Raw genomic sequence first — 18002 nt, 5'->3', positions numbered from 1 at the left:
GGTCATGGTTTCACCCCTTTTGAATTTTAGCCGGTACTGGGTTTTGGTACGCTTTACTAATGCCATAGCTGACCGGGATGGAAAGGTACCCGCAAACGGTTTTCCAAAAATCCGGCACTTAGGGTATGGCCCCTACGCATATCGAAATATCCGATCTTGATTTTGTGGTACCCCTTTTTTAAGATTACCGTACCGGATTGCTCCATTTTACCATGTGCCCCATCGTTGTCTACCACCAGTCGGTCGTTTATAAACAGTTGCGAACCATCGTCGGAATAAGTGTAAAAAGTATAAGTGCCTGTTTCCGGAATATTTAGATACCCTTCCATAAGTACCCCAAAATTATCATCTCTATGCGGAAAGGCTTGGTCCGAGGCTGTTTTAACCACCCCTTTGCCAACCGGTTTAAGGCTGTTGAAGTCAGGTAGTTCGTTCCATTCCCCTTCATAACTTTTGTAACGCAGGCCTTTTTGTAAACCGGCAACTTTAGAAGCGGGTATGGCCGCCATCCGTTCAAAGGATTTGCTAACCATTCTACTGGCCTTACCGTCTGGGGTATAGGAACGGGATTTAAGTTCGGCCGAACCTTTTAAGGTAAATGGTTTGGTATAACGAGTCGCCGATTGGGTGGGTTCGGAACCGTCTAGGGTATAGTACACGGCATCATTAGGTCGGAAAGGTTCTAAAGAGACCTGGGTGCTTTTTTCAAACACATAAGCCTCGGAGCGGATGCGGGCCGGTACCGGCTGTACCACTTGTGCGCTGGCATTGTGGCTGTCTTTTTGCAATTGGAAGGTGTCGAAAAGACGTCCCTGGTCAGATATGGCCTTGAACAACAATTGATTGTCGAAAATGGCAAAAGTGGTATAATGATGCCCGGTCTCCAACTCTTGGGTAAACCACGAACGGGTAGGGTCGAAATCTTCCAAGCCGCCCCCGGCGCCCCCCGAGTTGATATAGATAACACCATTTTTGGTATCGACCGCATTGTTCTTTAAAGGCCAGCTGCGTTCATATACATGGGTATGGCCGTACAGGCAAAAATCGACGCCATAAGCTTCATAGAGAGGGACCAGGTTCCTGCCTTCGTCCGTGCCAAAGGATGAAGCGCCTATGGCCGTATCGCCATGATCGTTTTCTTCAGAAGAGTAGGGCGGATGGTGATGTACGACGAATTTCCAGGTGGCGGTAGAGTTGGCCAATTCGCGTTCCAACCAGTTGAATTGTTCCGAGCCCTCGCGCACATCGCGATTGGTATCTACCATAAAAAACTGGGCGTTGCCATATTTGAAGGTATAGTAATATTCCGGTTCCGGATTAACGAAATAATCATAATACAATTGGGCGTCCTCCTCATGGTTGCCCAAAACCGTATACATAGGAAAACGGCTCATGGCCACATGGCCGTAAGGGAAGAAATGTTCCGTCCAATCGGTTTTTTTATTGCCGCTATCCACCAAATCTCCGGCATGTACGATAAAGTTGGGTCGGTCGCCCCAAATACGTTGGGCAATGCGCTGCCAGGCCTTTGGTGTACGGCTGTTGCGTTGTGAGTCGCCTATAAAGGCAAAGAAATAGGCGTCTTCGTCGTTTACGGCCGTACCAAAGGTATACACCGGACTAACGATTTTTTTCCCACCCTCGAAAACGGTGGTGACCCGATACACATATTTAGTCGCTGGTTTTAGGTTGTCTATAGGAACTTCATGTAATAAACGATTCCCCGCTAGTGTTGCTTTTAACGAAAGGTTGGGGGCTACCGCATCGAGCTGGGCCTCGCCATACTCAACCAGGGTACTGGCCGGGGCCGTGGTTTCCCAGAGTACGTGAATGCTGTTTTGGGTGGCGTATTGTAAATAAGGTTTTACGAGAAGCGAATCGGTTTGGGCCTGCAATCCGAACATGCCCAGGACAAATAAAATGCCCCAGAATTGGATTTTTTTCATTTTTAAAGTTTGGTTGTTTGGTGGGCTCAAGGTATTGGAAGTGATTGTTTTGTGGGTTAAGCCTAGGTTAATTTTAAACCATAAGAAATATAAGTTTGTTGGTATCTAGGTATAGGGCGTTACCCTCCTCGCGACGGGTCAGGCTTTCCGCGCTATAGGGTAGCCAGCTTCTCCCGAAGTCTCGGGACCTAACGCGTTTATTAGTAAAGCTCGAATAATGGTTTAAGGGCTGGTAATAATTTGGATTTGGAAAAATGAATCATATTTCTGAAAGCCCAGTATTAGTTTTTTAAAAAGTAGATAGCCAAAGCGGTCAGTGCTATTTTGGGATCTACATGGACATGCAACATTTGAAACAAGTCTTATCTTCGCCCCATGGTCGACAATTTTGAACATGAATTTTTTGGGATAGGCATACAGAACGGGAAAACACCCGAAAACCTTGGGGCACTGTGGCGATCGGCCCAAAACCTAGGGGCCAGTTTTATCTTTACCATTGGCAACCGCTATGCCAAACAAGCCTCGGACACCCACCATGCGGTAAAGGCCATGCCTTATTTCCATTACGATACTTTTGATGATTTTTATGCCCATTTACCCAAAGGGGCCCGTTTGGTCGGTGTTGAAATGGCCGAAAAAGCCGTGGCTCTTGAAAGCTTTGAGCATCCGAGGCGGTGTGTATATCTATTGGGTGCGGAGGATCATGGACTCAGTAAAAAAGCCCAGGAGAAAAGCCATCATTTGGTGCAGTTCAAATCAGAAAAGAGTTTGAACGTGGCCATAGCCGGAAGCATTGTCATGTACGATAGGCAGTTGCCCAAAAGCCGTCAGTAGGTTTTCAGCAGTAAAACCAAACCTAAAAACAGTACGAGGAAACAGATGAGCGCCCCTTTCCAAAATACATGGGCTGTTCGTAGTTCCATAAACTGAAAGGCAACGGTCAAAAATTTTACCCCGGCCAACAGCATTACGAAAATAAGGGCATATAAACCCTGTTGCAGTGAAAATCCGGTGGCTCCCAGGGTGAGGGCGATCAAAAACAACCAAGTAAATAATGTGGTCTTCATATAAAACGGTGGGTTTGGTACATAGCGGGGTTAAAAGAATAGATAGAGTAACGGGAACAATAAGAGCCAGATCAGGTCGCACATATGCCAAAAGGCGGCAGAAGCTTCGAGATCATCTAAACGCTCCGGGTGGTTTGCACGCATTCCGAACCATTGGAACCCTAAAATCACCAAGCCTACGATAACGTGTATGACATGGAATAGGGTAAGCAACCAATAGTAATCGAAAAAAGTGTTGTAGCCCAAAACGAGTCCGTCTCCGATTTTCTGGTAGTATTCAAATCCTTTGACGCCGAGAAAGGCGAATCCCAATAGCATGGCATAGACTAGGTGTCGTTTGGCCAATTGGGCGTTGTCCTTTTTGAGGGCACCCACGCTTAGCGCCATAAAATACCCACTACTCAGCAGTATCAAAGTATTCAAGGTACCTAATGTGGGGTTTAAGAGTAAACGGGATTGGTGGAAAGACACAGGGTCTTGCCCCCCTTCATACACCATGGCCAAGAGGGCGATACCAAAGGTGATCAGTTCCAAAAAGATCAGAATCCAGATCAAGATGCCTCCTGGGGGATAAAAAATCGCGTTTTTACCGGCTGTTTTCATTAATAATCATTTTCTCTATCATCAAAGCTGTTTGTGAGACTTCTCCCATTGGGTCGAAGTGACATAAATATTCTACTTAATCTTTATCGTCTTGAACCATAAACCCTTCAAACCCCTTCCAAGTACGAAGTACGAATTGGGAGATCCGAAGTAAAATTTTATGGATATTCATGAAACCTTCAAATCATAAACTGTTAAAACAAGGTTCTTCCCTTGGGGGTTAGGGGACCACATCAATCCCAATCAAGTAAACGTTTTTGACCTTCCAACTGCTGGATTTCGGTAACATCCTGGGACATTTCAATGACCCCTTTATAAGTTTTGTTGTCGTCCCTAATGGCAAAGTATCGGATATGGATCTTACGGCCCCGATAGTCGAACCAAAACTCGGCCATATCTTTGGTACCGGCCTTGAATTCTTCCACGATACGCAAGACCATATGAACGCTTTTGGGTGGGTGGCAAAACTGCACTTCCCTGCCAATGATACCTTTGCTTCGGGGAAACACCCGTTCTTCGCCCCGGTTGTAAAAAATAACCCGATCGTTTTCATCTACATAGGTAATATCTACAGGTAAAAACCGCAGTAATAGGTTTACCTGTTCGGGGCTCATATAACCCTCGTCATAATGGTAGGTGTGGTCCGTATTTAATTGGTGGGCCTTAATTTGGTGGTCGTCGGCCGGGTGCACATAGTTTTCCTTTTTTTTATTCGGGTCTTCCGGCTTAGGAATCATCCACCCGATTTCTTCATCACCGGAATAAAACTCCATCCATTCCGTTTCATCCAGTAAAGACATGGCATTCGGGAAAAGAACTTGGTCTTCTATGGTCAATAAGCGACCGATTCCCTGAACCAAATAAGGAGTGTTGGTGCGGAGTTTATCAAAATCTTTTTGTTCTAGATATTCCCGAAGTAATCGGATTTGGTCTCTGAGCACATCATGAAAAGACCACATATTCCGGCTTGGACCGTTCCAACCATGTTTTTCCAAATACGGGAAGAGTTGGTTTTCCTTTCTAGCGAAGCGTTTTTCAATGGTTGCCAACTGGTTAAATATGTTGATGTATTTCTGTAGTTCCTCACCTGGGTCAACATCGGTGATTTCCAATATCAGTTTTTGGATCAAAGCACTTTCTTGATAATACACCTTGACCGGGTGGCCGTTTTCTAGATTTTCGACGGTAGGTAAATATGAATTCATAGGGATTAGATCTGTGTTTTAATACGCTGGTACAGTTTTACCAGGGACTGTAACAATTCTACCGGAGAGGTTAAGATCTGGTAGTGGTTCTGCCCGAACATTTGGGGCAGGTAATATTTGGCCTCGGCCTCAATGGCCAAAGCATAGGAATTGATATGTCTTTGGTTTAGTTCCCGGAGGGCCTGTTTTACATCTTCCAACCCATAGTTGCCTTCGTAGCGGTCATAATCATTGGGTTTACCGTCCGATAAAAGGATTACCCATTTATGGGTACTGGGGCGGGCATCTAATCGGGCCCCGGCATGGCGTAGGGCTGTACCAATCCGGGTATAACCTGTGGGTTCCAAGGCCCCGATCTTATGTTTGCCTATCGACCAGGCCTCGTCAAAATCTTTGGCGGTATTATAGGTAGTATGGTTTCGGGTTTTGGAATAAAAGCCATCAATGGAAAAATCGATGCCGAATTCATCCAATATCTCCCCGAACAGTATGGCGGTTTGTTTGGCCACATCTATCACCCGATTACCCGCGGCATAACCATCTGCCGAAAGGCTGGTATCTAACAGTAATAGAATGGAAAGGTCTTTTTCCTTCTTTTTTTGCGACAGATATACGCGCTCATCTGGGGTATGGCCACTTTGCAGTTCCACGAAAAGATCGGTTAGGGCATCTAAATCAAAACTATCACCTTGGTTTTGCCGGCGTTGCTGTTGGTAGCGATTGTTTACATGACTCAGCATTTTGCGCAAACCAAGTAAAACGGAGGCATTCTCCCGAATGGTCTCGGAGTAATAGGCTGTGGTTCGTTTTAGTACCCACTGGGGGTACACTTTACAATACTCAGGTTTATAGTTTCTTTTTTTATGGTCCCATTCGTCATAGGTCGTATAAAAACCTTGGGCGTCTTGGGCGGCACTTTCGGCTATAGTAGTGTTTTCCATAAACTCGGATTGATAGACCGAGTGGGTCATATCATCGGAACGTACGGTAAACTTCATGTTCAGGTCTTCGAGGGCGTTGGCGTGGTCCTCTAGTTCGTCATCGCCATCCATATCGCGCCAGTTGCCCCCGAATTCATCGGCCGTTTCCACCTTTTCGAACTGGTGCTGTAATACGGCATCTTCCAACTGTTTTTTGTCGATCTGTACCGAAATCAGCTCTTCTACCCCTTTCTTTTTTAGAATGGTGTCCGGATTCAATTGTTGCCCCTGTTTGGCTTGGCTGCCGAAGTTTTCCAAAGGGTCGGCGGGATCGGGTATGGCTTCGTTACGCATCCATTTGCCATATAGCCAATGGTAGGCAGGGGTTTCCTCCTTGTTGGACTGTAATTCCAATACCTTTTTAAAACGGTCGTGGTAATGTATGCCCACCGGATATTGTTTTGATAAGCTTTGTAAAACAACGGAAGCCGTTTTTACGGCCTCTTGTCGTGATCGGGTGAGGTCGTTGTCTTGTTGCAAACCCCAATTCAAACCCAATTCCCGTTGTACTGAAAGATAGAGAAGGCGATAGAGGTAATAACGTAGGTTTTCTTCGGCTTGGCCAAAACGGGTAACCGAGGCAGGTAAAAAGAAGCCCTCGTTTTTATAGCCCCCTTCTTCCTCGGCCTCATAGATTTCGATAGGTGCGCCGGTAAGTGCACGGGCCAATAAGGCGAGCCTGGGTTTCAGTTCCGAAAGGTAAACCGTATCGGGGTTGGCCGCCAAGCGTTCTTTCCGTTTCCGCTTAAAGAAATAGGCCAGTTTGGTAAATATGTACTCATCGGGTTCAAACATGGCAAGGCACTAGATCATGAGGTCGCTCAAATCTTTTAAAGAGGTAATAATATCGGGGTCGTCGGTAAGGGGTTCTACCACACCCACATGTACCGAGAGGCGTTTAGGCAAACCACTATGGATCAGTTTGGCCGCATCTACCAACAGGCGGGTTGAGACCGTTTCGGTCAATCCGAGCTCGGTCAGGTTGCGGATCTTATTGCCGATGGCCACCAACTTTTTGGCGGTATCGGCATCCACTCCGGACTCATTACTTAAAATATCGGCCTCATCTTGGGGTGGCGGATAGCTAAAACCCATGGCCGTAAACCGTTGTCGGGTAGAGGGCTTCATTTCCTTAAATCCTCTTTGATATCCCGGATTAAAACTGGCCACCAACATAAAATCGGGATGGGCCTTTAAGCTTTGCCCCAGCTTATCGATATACAATTCGCGCCGGTGGTCGGTCAAAGGGTGGATGGCCACCATAACATCGGGGCGGGCTTCGGCGATCTCGTCGAGGTAGAGAATACAACCTTCTTTAACGGCCGTGGTCAAAGGGCCATCGGTCCATACGGTTTCGGCCCCTTTTAAAATATATCGGCCAATAAGGTCGGTGGCCGAGGTTTCTTCATGGCAGGCCACGGTAATTAGCTTTCGATCCAAACTATGGGCCATATAATCGATAAACCTCGATTTCCCGGTACCCGTAGGACCTTTCAGCAGAAACGGTATCTTATTCGAATAGGCATGGGTAAAGACTTCGATTTCCTTACCCAAAGGTTTGTAGTAGGGGATATTTGGTTCCATATTCCGATTGATTCAAGTTCAATTAAACAATACGCGGTAGGGGTAATAAAAAAGCCATCCCAACCGGCCGGTCCAAAGTGCATGGAGTGGAAGTAACAGTAGGAGACCGACCGATCAAAATGGCAAACGAACCACGTTGTATATTATGCCGGAGAAGCTTCTAAGGCTTCATCCGTGGGTGTTCCGTGTTTATAGAAATCGATAATATAGAACACGATACCGGTAACGAACATGGTGGCACAGAGCATGAGTACCACAAAGTGGATACTGATTTCTTGCTGTACCTCCATAAAGTCCATTTTAAATTTCCGTTCTAGATATACCTGGGCCACACCGGCGACCCCGAAGGCCACGGTCATGCCGATCATACCAATATTGGAGAGCCAATAGGCCAAGCGCCCGCGGGTACTATCGTAGAACTTACGACCGGTAAGGTTGGGCAGACTATAACTGATAATGGCCAGTACGATCATACCATAGGCGCCCCAAAAGGCCAAGTGGCCGTGCATAGCAGTCACCAAGGTACCATGGGTATAGATGTTGGTCTGGGGTAGGGTATGGGCAAAGCCCAATAACCCGGCACCTACAAAGGAAACAATAGCGGCCCCTAGGGTCCAGTACAATGCCATTTTATTCGGATGGCGTTTTTCGCCTTTGCGGTACATATTCACGGCGAACAGGGCCATGGCCAAGAATGCCAAAGGTTCTAGGGCAGAGAATATACCCCCAACGATGAGCCAAATTTTATTTACGCCGATATAGTAATAATGGTGTCCGGTACCCAATACCCCAGAAAGGAAGGTGATACCGACGATTACGTATAACCATTTTTCAATGACCTCGCGGTCTACCCCGGTCAGTTTGATCAATAGGAAGGAAAGGATACCTCCCATGATCAATTCCCATACCCCTTCTACCCAAAGGTGTACTACCCACCAACGGAAAAAGGAATCCTTAACCTGGCTATCAAAGGGCAACATACCGGGTAGGTACAGTAAGGCCGCGAACAAAAGCCCCATGGATAGTACGAGGGCGGTTGTGGTTTTCCGTTTTCCCTTAAAAAGTGTGGCGAGGATGAGCCCGAGGAAAAGCAAGACGTTAACGACCACCAAATAATCGAGCGGACGCGGAATTTCGAGGAATTTACGACCTTCCCAATAGTTGAAATGATAGCCAACGATGGCAATAACACCCACTACGGCCAAACTGATCAGCTGTACATAGGCGAGTTTTACATTAACGAGTTCGCGTTGTGCCTCTTCGGGAATAATATAGTAAGCGGCGCCCATAAAACCGGACAGCAACCACACCACCAATAGGTTGGTATGTACCGCCCTTGCGGTGTTGAATGGGATGATTTCATGTAGGTTATCCATTCCGATACGGGCAAAACCCATAACGAAGCCGTACACCAGCTGCAAGACCAAAAGCAACATGGAGAGGGCGAAGAACCAATAAGCGACTTTTTGAGATTTGTATTTCATTGTAATGGGGGTTATTGGTTCATTTTATCTTTGGCCAAGGGCGATACCACCCTATCAAAGCCATTCAGGTCAATTTCTCCGATCCATTTTAGGAACTCTACCACATCTTCGGCCTCCTGTTCGCTCATACCATAAGCGACCATTTTACGGCCATTGGGTTGCCAGGGTACTTCAGACATCAAAATTCCTTTGATTACAGCTTCGCCTTCACCATTGTATTTTTGGTCTAGGCGATCGATCACTTTGGTGAGTTCTGGAGCATAATAGGCGCCTTCACCCAAAATGGTATGGCAGCCCATGCAGTTGTTTTCTTCCCAGATCACTTTACCACGAATGGCCGAAGCGCTGAGGTTTTCTTCGTTCGATTGGTCATTAGTTTCCGTGAAGGAGTAAATGGTCAGCCCGATAAAGATCAGGAAGGTTACCAAGGTCCCGCCCAGAAAAAAAGCCCTTGCTTGTTTTTTGGATAACATATCTTCGCAGGTTTTAGGGTTGATAAAAAGACATTAATATCTTTTAATTGGGTAAAAATACGTTGAGGGCGATCTGCTGAAAATGATAAATGTCATAAAAAGGATAAAGAGGTATTTTATTTTGATGGGATCCAAAAAAAGGGACACAACCTAAATAAAGGCTATATCCCTTTTGGGAGCGTGCTCGGAACGGCTAATTCAAGTTCTTTTTAGATCATTCGACCATCCAATAGGTTGATGGTACGCGAACCATATGCGGCATTTTTCTCGGAATGGGTGACCTGTATTATGGTCACCCCTTCTTGGTTCAGTTGTTGGAAGAGCTCCATGATCTCGGTACTTTGTTGTGAGTTGAGGTTTCCGGTGGGTTCATCGGCCAAGATCAGTTTGGGGTTGGCGATCAAGGCCCGGGCCACGCCCACTAACTGCTGTTGCCCGCCACTGAGTTGTGAGGGGAATAGATCTTTTTTACCCACGATATTGAATTTGTCGAGGCTATCGGCCACCATGGCCTTGCGTTCGGCCCCCTTGATGTTTTTATAGATCAAGGGCATTTCCAGATTTTCGTATACGGTAAGTTCATCCAAAAGGTGGTACGATTGAAACACGAATCCAATATATTCCTTATACAATTTTACCCGCTGCTTTTCTTTGAGTCCGTGTACATCACCTTCCAAAAAGTGGTATTCGCCTTCATTGAATCCGTCTAGCATGCCTAGTACATGTAGCAGGGTAGATTTACCCGAACCCGAGGGCCCCATAATGGAGATAAACTCGCCTTCTTGTACCTGTAGGTTGATGTCTTTGAGCAGAAATACCCGTTGTCCGCCCGATTGTACCCATTTAAAGATGTTTTTTAATTCTAAGAGCATATCTATTTTTTGTTTGTTGTACCTGTCAGGTTTCAAAAACCTGACAGGTCTATAATTTATGCTTGTTCCATTCCCCTTTGGGGAAATGTCCGATAGGACAAAGGGGCTTATTCATCCCGCAACGAATCTACCGGATTGGCCAGGGCCGCTTGTAGGCTTTGGCCGCTTACGGTTATCAGGGCCACTAACAAGGCCGCTATTCCGGCCAAGGCGAACACCCACCAGCTCAGTTCGGTCTTATAGGCGAAGCCTTGTAGCCAACGATCCATGGCGAACCAGCCGATCGGAATGGCCAACACAAAAGATAGGCCGATCCATTTTACGAAATCTATATTTAACAAATGCAATATATCCAATAGGGAGGCCCCATTGACCTTGCGCACCCCGATCTCTTTTTTTCGCAACACAACGGTATAAGAGGTGAGCCCGAACAACCCCAGGGCGGCGATAAATATGGCGAGGAAGGTAAAGACCTGAAAGGCGGTACTAAAGTTTCTTTCGGCTTGGTATTGTGCCTGGAAATTCTGATCCAAAAAGGTGTATTTGAAGGTGCTTTTCGGAAATTGCTCCTTCCATTGTGCCTCCAGTTGCGAAAGTGCCCCGCTTACCCCTTGGGCCGAAAGTGCTTTTTGGTCCAGTTTTACCAATAGATTGCTAATGCCCCTGCGTTGGCGGATCAACATTGGCAATAATTTTCCTTTATGTCCGAAGTGGTGGTAGTCTTTGAATACCCCCGTAACCACCCATTCTTGGTTGCCCCAAAAAGACAGGTTTTTATGCACTATGGCTTCGGCGCTGATCCCCATTTCCTTTAAAAAGGTTTCATTGACCACCACTTGTTTACTGTTGTCTTGGGTAGTTGGTGTAAAGGTACCCCCGGCCACCCACTCCAATCCCATCAAATCGAAATAATCACTTTGGGCCTGATAGGTATAAAAAATATCCGTGGTGTTTTTGATGCCATTAGGTAGGGTAATGCCTTTGGTAGAAGAAAGGTTATCGAAGCTATCGCCCGGATAGGTTTGGGATACGGCAGTATTTTCAACAAAGGACAATCTTTCTATTTCTTCTTTATAGGTGTAAAAGCTTTGGGTAACCAGCGAATCGGATTGGGTACTGATGATTTCCCCTTTTAGGGCCACCACCTGATTTAGGTTGGTACCTAGGGGGCGGCTTTGTAAATATTTGATCTGCTTGGTAACCATAAGGGTGCCGATTAGCAGTACGATGGTTGCTATAAACTGGGTTACGATAAGTCCTTTGCGAAGGTTGGGACCGCTCGTTTGGGTCTGGATCTTTCCTTTTAAGGCTTTGGTGGGGTTATAACTGCTTAACAATAGAGCCGGATATACACCTGCCAATACGATTCCGAACAAAACAAAGGCCAAATACGGAAAGATGTCGTTCAGGCTATTGGCGGTTAAAAGAAGGTCTTGTCCGATCAGGTTGTTGAAAAGGGGCAATATTAGATAGGCCAATACCAATCCGATGCCTAGGGCAATCAGATTGATCAAAGTCGATTCTACCAACGACTGTAGGATCAATTGAGGCCTTTGGGCCCCCGATACCTTGCGAATACCGATTTCCTTGGCCCTTTCTAGGGATTTGGTGGTGGAAAGGTTTATGTAGTTTAACCAGGAGAGCACCAGAATAATAAAGGCGATAGCGGTCAAAAAGTTGACCCGTGTGGCGCTACCATTCACAGAAACCTCATAGGGTTTATCGCTATAAAGGTGTATTTTTTCTATATGCTCAAGATTATGGCGTTCGTCTACACTGTCCTCTACATCACTGGCTATGATCTTTTGGCGTAATTGATCGATATCGGTATTTGGGGCTACCCGGATGTAGGTATAATAGTTGTTCATATTAAAATTCATCCGCAACTGTTGTTCGTTAAAAATGCCCCAGGTCTTTTCCGTGGCGAATGAAATCAGGTAGTTGTTGCGATAATGGGCGTTATGTGGCAAATCGGCCATAACCCCGGTTACGGTCAATACGGTTTCATAGCTATCCCAATGGGCTTTTAGCGTTTTACCAATAGGGTCTTGAATCCCGAAAATTTTTTGGGCCAATGTGGATGAGAGCACGATGGTGTTCGGTCTTTCCAGGGCCTTTTCGGGCGCTCCTTTAAGCAACGGATAACCAAAGATGGAAAAATAAGAGGCATCGGCCATGGAGCCTATGGGCTGTTCCAAGATAAGATCGTCGTACACAAAGGTCATACGTTCAAAATAATAGAAGCGAACAAAATCTTCTATTTCCGGGAACATGGATTTCAGTTCAGGTCCGGAAGCGTTATAGGTCATTACATCGCCGGGTTCGTAGGTGTCCCCTTCAAGGTAATCCATATACAATCGATACACGTTTTCTGAGCCTAGGAAACGGTCATAGCTCTTTTCGTGTGCCACATAGATCATAATCAGAACAAAGGAAGCGATACCGATGGCGAGTCCACCGATATTGATAAAGGAGTACATTTTGTTCTTGAACAAATACCTTAGGGCGATTTTAAAATACAGCTTTATCATAGTGTTGCTTTTTAGACCTGACAGGTTTCAAAAACCTGTCAGGTCTTGGAGTATTTTCTGGTATATATTTTACGTCCTCCCCCTTGGGGGAGTTAGAGGGGGCCTGAACTATTCGCTACGCAAACTTTTAACCGGGTTTACCACGGCGGCCTTAATACTTTGGTAGCCCACGGTAACTATGGCTATGGCCGCCGCCAACACGGCCGCCAAAACCAGTACCCACCAACTTACATTTATCCGGTATGAGAAATCTTTGAGCCAAGAATCCATGGCGAACCAGCCAATGGGTATGGCTACCAAAACGGCCCAACCTACCAACTTTAAAAAATCCATGGTGAGGCGATAGGTAATCTGACCTACCGATGCGCCCATAACCTTACGTACGCCAATTTCCTTGGTACGCTTATCGGCATTAAAAGCGGCCAGGCCGAACAGACCCAGGCAGGCGATGAGTATAGATAGGATGGTGAATATCACGAAAATACGGCCGAGGCGTTGTTCGGCCCTATAGGTATCGTTAAAAGAAGCATCGAGAAACTCGTAGTTGAATGGGGCGCCAGGGGCCACTTCGTGCCAAAGGTTCTCTATTTGGTTTAGGGTTGCGGTTAGGTTGCCTGTTTCCATTTTTATGGCCATTCTACTTCTACTATTTCCCAAGTACATACCCCAGGCCTCAATATCTTTTTTGAGCGAATCGAAATGGAAATCTTCAACTACACCGATAACCGTGTAGAACAAGGGGTTTTCCGAGCCCATATCGCTAGAAAGGCGTTTGCCCAATACTTCTTGGGGAGAAAGCCCCAATACTTTGGCCGCTTTGGCATTTACAACAATGGCCGTGGAATCGGTAAGACGTTCACGGTCAAAATCGCGTCCGGCGATCAATTGTAGGCCCAAGGTTTGGGCATAATCGTGATCTACTACCCAATGTTGTAGGCTAATGGCATCTTCTTGGTTGGGTTTTTCCTCAACATAAAAAGAACTATCGGAGCGCGATGAAGGGGTGGGTAAATAACCCGTCACCGTTACCGAATTTACCTGGCCTAAACGTTCCACTTCGCGTTTTAGACTAGGAATACCTTCGTCGGCCATATAGAGGTCGTTCAAGACCAATACCTGTTCTTTGGAATAGCCCAGGTCTTTGTTTTGTATGTATTTCAATTGCTGGAACACGACCAACGTACCAATAATCAAAAAGATGGAAATGGCAAATTGGAACACCACCAGTCCGTTTCGCACGGTACCGTCACCCTTACCACTATCGCCGGTGCCCTTAAGTACCCGAACGATTCCAAAGCGCGACATAAAAAAGGCCGGGTAACTTCCGGAAACCAGTGCGAGTACCAAAGTAGCCGCCAATAGTATGAACCAAAACAAGGGGTTCTCGAAGGGCATTTGCAGTTCTTTGCCGGCGAGCTCGTTAAAAAACGGTAATGCCACAAGCGCTAAGATCAAGGCCAAAACCAAGGAGATAAATGAAATAAGCCCCGATTCGATCAAGAATTGGCGTACGATATCGGTTTTTTGGGAGCCCAAGGTTTTACGTATACCCACCTCCATGGCCCGTTTTAGGGAATGTGCCGTAGAGAGGTTCATAAAGTTCACACTGGCGAGCACGATCAAGAAAATGGCGATGAAGGAAAGGATGTAAACGTTTTGCATGCTTCCGTTTTGGCTCACTTCGGGGTATTTGTCGGAATGCAAACGGATATCCTGAACATTGATCGGGCTATACCTCAAGTAGTTTCCGGAAGCTTCGAACTGTTCCATGGTAATGCCCGGAAAAAAACGTTGCACATAGGGAATGATGTACCTGTCCAACATATCGTGTAGGGGTTGTTCAAGATCGGCCACATCTACACCCGGGGCCAATCGGATAAAGGTAAAATAGTTATGGCTGGTCCAATTGGGTTCACGGGAATCTTCCAAGCCATCCATGGCCATAAAGATCGTATGGTTGCGGAACATGGAATTTCGGGGTAGATCTGCGATAACTCCGGTAACCGTATAGAGGTCGTCGTTATCCAATAATACGGTTTGCCCCACGGCTTCGTGGACACCAAAATGTTTTTCGGCCGCTGATTGGGTCAATACCAGGGTCATGGGTTTTTCCAGGGCGGTTTTGGCGTCGCCTGCCAGTAATTCTATACCGAACATATCAAAGAAAGTAGGGTCGGCAAAGGCGATTTGTTCTTCTTTGGCATTGTTCTCCACATCGCTTTTGCGAATAAAGGTGCTGCCCCAATTGCGCATTCTACAAAACTCCTCTACCTGTGGGAAATCTTCTTTCATAGCGGCACCCATGGGGGCCGATAATTGAGGAACCTCACTGGCCTTGCCCCCGAATTTTATTGAGGAATCTACCCGATAGATCCTGTCGGCATCGGGGTACATGGTATCAAAACTAAGTTCGTCTATCAGATAGAGTGATATCAAAAGTCCGCCTGCCATACCGATGGCCAGCCCAAAAGTGTTCAAAAAGGTAAAGAAGGGCCTTTTCTTAAGGCTTCTCCAAGCGATTTTTATATAGTTTTTAAACATAATGCTCAGTTGTGTAAGGTTCGATTTTTAATTGACGTTTTTATGGAAACCAATTCCATGCCGAAATCATAAAATACAGATATACAGAGTTTTGTATTGAAATGTGTTTTCTAAGGTGTAAAAAAAATGGACAGTTACTGTCTATTCTTTTTACATGCATTGGGCCTTAATAGGCATCATAGACCTGACAGGTTTCTGAAACCTGTCAGGTCTGATGGTTTTGTGCTATTCGGTTCGTATACTTTTTGCCGGGTTGGTCAGGGCGGCATTAATCGATTGTACACTTACGGTCAATAAGGCAATGATCAAGGCAATAGCACCCGAAATAACAAAAACAATCCATCCTATATTGATCCTATAGGCAAAACCTTCGAGCCAGTTGGACATGATCCAATAGGCCAATGGAAAAGCCAAAACCATGGCCACCAAAACCAGTTTAACGAATTCTTTTGATAACATATGGGTTATGCCCATAACGCTTGCTCCCAAAACTTTACGAACCCCAATTTCTTTTCTTCTTTGTTCTACTGTAAAAGCAGCCAAGCCAAATAGGCCCAAGCAGGCCACGGTAATGGCCAATACACTGCCGATAATACTGACCTTGGCGGCTCTTTTTTCACGTTGGTACAATTGGGCCAGGTTTTGATCTAGAAATGAATAGCTGAAATCTAGGTTGGGGGCTATTTTGGAGAAGGAACTTTTTAAATGGGAAACCGTTTGTGCTAAGTTCGTGGTGTTTAATCGCACCAATACGAAAGATTTACCTTCATTGGTATTGTTGTGAAAGGCATAGGCACCGATAGGTTCGTGGAGCGAAGCAAAGTTGAAATCATCTACGATTCCGACGATGCGTGCTTCTTGTTGGTAAAAGATGTTGGCATTTTTTCCAATGGCCTCCTCAGCGGTGAAACCTAAGTAATCCAAAGCTTTTTTGTTTAAGACAACTTCAACTAGGGTGTCTTTGGCGCTCTTGTTTTTAGGCAGGCTTCGGCCAGATAAGAATTTGAGTTGCAATACTTCAGCGATTTCACTGTCGGCCGTATTCATTTGGATGTTCAGTCCCCGTTCGTTTTCCGTACCATCTTTTTGCAATACATACCCACTGACATCCAATCCGGGATATCCTTGGGCAAAGGATACGGCCTTTACGTCGGGGATTCTTCTAAATTCTTGGGCCAGGGCATTTTTGTTTTGCCCATCTTTAAGACCTCTAATGGAAATGGCCATGACATTTTCGGGCGAGAACCCTAATTCTTTGTTCTGGATATATTGGGTTTGTTTGTAGATAACCAACACCCCAACGATCAAGATTACGGAAGCGGCAAACTGAAGCACCACCAAACCTTTTCGCACCAATATATTGCCTTGATCTTGTTTTTGGGATGGCGATAATACCTCTTTGGGCAAGAATCTCGAAAGGTAAACGGATGGATAAATCCCTGATAATACGGTAGTCAACAACCATACCCCTAAAATAACCCCGATGAACGTACCGTTAGCCATAAGTTGTAAGCTGAGGTTTTGATCGGTCAGCGCGTTAAAGGCGGGTAGTAACAGCATGGCAAGCAGAACCCCTAAAACCACCGATATACCCGTAACGAGTCCAGTTTCAATATAAAAGCGCGAGAAAAGTGATTTCGATTGGGCACCCATGGCTTTGCTTACACCCACTTCCTTGGCCCTTTTTTGCGATTTTGCCGTGGTCAAATTCATATAGTTGATACAAGCGATCAAGAGTATTAAAATGGCCAAAAAGCCGAGATTGCGAACTTCACCTATATCACCGACGTAGGAGGCATAGGAGTTGTGGTAAGATGCTGAATATAAATGGATTTTATCCAAAGGTTGAAGCGAAAGGCTGTACCATTGCCCCTCCTTGGCTACGTTTTGGTCTAGCATCTGGGCCATTTGTATTTCGGTACTTTGTAAAGAAACATGCTCCTTCAATAAGCAATAGGTCTCAAAACTCACATTACCCCAACTGGTTCTTTCGTAAAACCACGCCCCATTGCTAGAAGCCATAATCTCGGCATCCAATGTACTATTCTTGGGATGGTCTTGGTACACACCGGTAACTTCTAGTCGTTTGCTGTTATCTACAAGCAAAATTTGCCCTATCGGATCTTGATCGGCAAAGTATTTTTTTGCTGCCGATTCAGATAAAATAACCGTGTTGGGGCGGGTGAGGGCATTGAAGCTGTTGCCTTTGACCATGTTAATATCGAAAATATCCAATAGGGCATGATCTACCCAATAAAACATGTTTTCGGTAAAGTTTTTCTCATTGGCCCGGATCGAGGCCGACTTGCCAAAGTTATGTTTATATAGTCTGGCCGCAGATTCAACATTGGTAACCTCTTTGGTTAATGCCGATGCCATAACTGGTGGCGCCGTGGCCCAGGTTTGATTGTCGAACTCACTATTGGTTTGGATCAATATCCTATGGATCCTATCCTTTTTTGGGTACATGCTATTATAGCTCAGTTCATGGGAAATGAACAGGAACAGTAATAGGGTTATCGCCAAACCTATTGAAAGACCAAAAATGTTGATTAAGGAAAACAAGGCATTCTTACGAAGGTTGCGCCAAGCGATTTTTAAATGAGTAGTAAACATGTTTTTCGTTTTGTAAACCTGACTGATTTCAAAAACCTGTCAGGTCTGATGGTTTCTTAGGGCATGTGTTATATGTTCTCCCCCTTGGGTGGTTTTAAAG

General features: G+C 45.6%; 13 protein-coding genes. 1 reads left to right on the top strand and 12 read right to left on the bottom strand.

All coding sequences use genetic code 11. The annotated features are described in order from the left end of the window. Positions 1-56 precede the first annotated feature (56 nt). Complete coding sequence (locus B7P33_RS09385) at positions 57-1946, bottom strand: metallophosphoesterase (RefSeq protein WP_097441711.1); 1890 nt, start codon at positions 1944-1946, stop codon at positions 57-59. 375 nt (positions 1947-2321) lie between these two features. On the opposite strand from B7P33_RS09385, the gene B7P33_RS09380 reads away from it, so the two are divergent. Then, entirely contained in the window at positions 2322-2780 is a 459-nt protein-coding gene (locus B7P33_RS09380) for an RNA methyltransferase (protein WP_097441710.1), read from the top strand. Here B7P33_RS09380 and B7P33_RS09375 read toward each other — a convergent pair. From B7P33_RS09375 to B7P33_RS09325, 11 genes are all read right to left on the bottom strand, one after another. Continuing rightward, positions 2774-3013: a cytochrome C oxidase subunit IV family protein gene (locus B7P33_RS09375; RefSeq protein ID WP_097441709.1), complete on the bottom strand. Its 240-nt coding sequence runs from the start codon at positions 3011-3013 to the stop codon at positions 2774-2776. The genes B7P33_RS09380 and B7P33_RS09375 overlap by 7 nt on opposite strands. Before the next feature lie 30 nt (positions 3014-3043). After that, positions 3044-3616: a cytochrome c oxidase subunit 3 gene (locus tag B7P33_RS09370; RefSeq protein WP_097441708.1), complete on the bottom strand. Its 573-nt coding sequence runs from the start codon at positions 3614-3616 to the stop codon at positions 3044-3046. Between the two features lie 233 nt (positions 3617-3849). Beyond that, a complete protein-coding gene (locus B7P33_RS09365) occupies positions 3850-4821 on the bottom strand; it encodes a DUF438 domain-containing protein (RefSeq protein ID WP_097441707.1) in 972 nt (323 codons plus the stop codon). Between the two features lie 5 nt (positions 4822-4826). Continuing rightward, positions 4827-6596, bottom strand: coding sequence for a nitric oxide reductase activation protein NorD (locus tag B7P33_RS09360; protein WP_097441706.1), 1770 nt, complete (start codon positions 6594-6596; stop codon positions 4827-4829). Between the two features lie 9 nt (positions 6597-6605). Then, entirely contained in the window at positions 6606-7385 is a 780-nt protein-coding gene (locus B7P33_RS09355) for a CbbQ/NirQ/NorQ/GpvN family protein (RefSeq protein ID WP_097441705.1), read from the bottom strand. 143 nt (positions 7386-7528) lie between these two features. After that, the gene (locus B7P33_RS09350) at positions 7529-8869 is read right to left on the bottom strand and encodes a cbb3-type cytochrome c oxidase subunit I (protein WP_097441704.1); all 1341 of its coding nucleotides are present in this window, start codon (positions 8867-8869) and stop codon (positions 7529-7531) included. 11 nt (positions 8870-8880) lie between these two features. Next, a complete protein-coding gene (locus B7P33_RS09345; protein WP_097441703.1) occupies positions 8881-9342 on the bottom strand; it encodes a c-type cytochrome in 462 nt (153 codons plus the stop codon). 209 nt (positions 9343-9551) lie between these two features. Then, entirely contained in the window at positions 9552-10214 is a 663-nt protein-coding gene (locus tag B7P33_RS09340) for an ABC transporter ATP-binding protein (RefSeq protein ID WP_097441702.1), read from the bottom strand. 107 nt (positions 10215-10321) lie between these two features. Further along, positions 10322-12745 (bottom strand): ABC transporter permease, encoded by a 2424-nt coding sequence (locus B7P33_RS09335; RefSeq protein ID WP_097441701.1) that lies wholly within the window; start codon positions 12743-12745, stop codon positions 10322-10324. A 108-nt stretch (positions 12746-12853) separates the two neighbouring features. Further along, positions 12854-15286, bottom strand: coding sequence for an ABC transporter permease (locus tag B7P33_RS09330; protein ID WP_097441700.1), 2433 nt, complete (start codon positions 15284-15286; stop codon positions 12854-12856). Positions 15287-15511: 225 nt separating this feature from the next. After that, the gene (locus tag B7P33_RS09325) at positions 15512-17902 is read right to left on the bottom strand and encodes an ABC transporter permease (RefSeq protein WP_097441699.1); all 2391 of its coding nucleotides are present in this window, start codon (positions 17900-17902) and stop codon (positions 15512-15514) included. Positions 17903-18002 lie beyond the last annotated feature (100 nt).

Source organism: Sediminicola luteus (assembly GCF_002514735.1).
GTDB lineage: Bacteria > Bacteroidota > Bacteroidia > Flavobacteriales > Flavobacteriaceae > HQA918.
The sequence above is the reverse complement of the archived record's forward strand: the minus strand, read 5'-3'. Positions and strand labels throughout refer to the sequence as shown.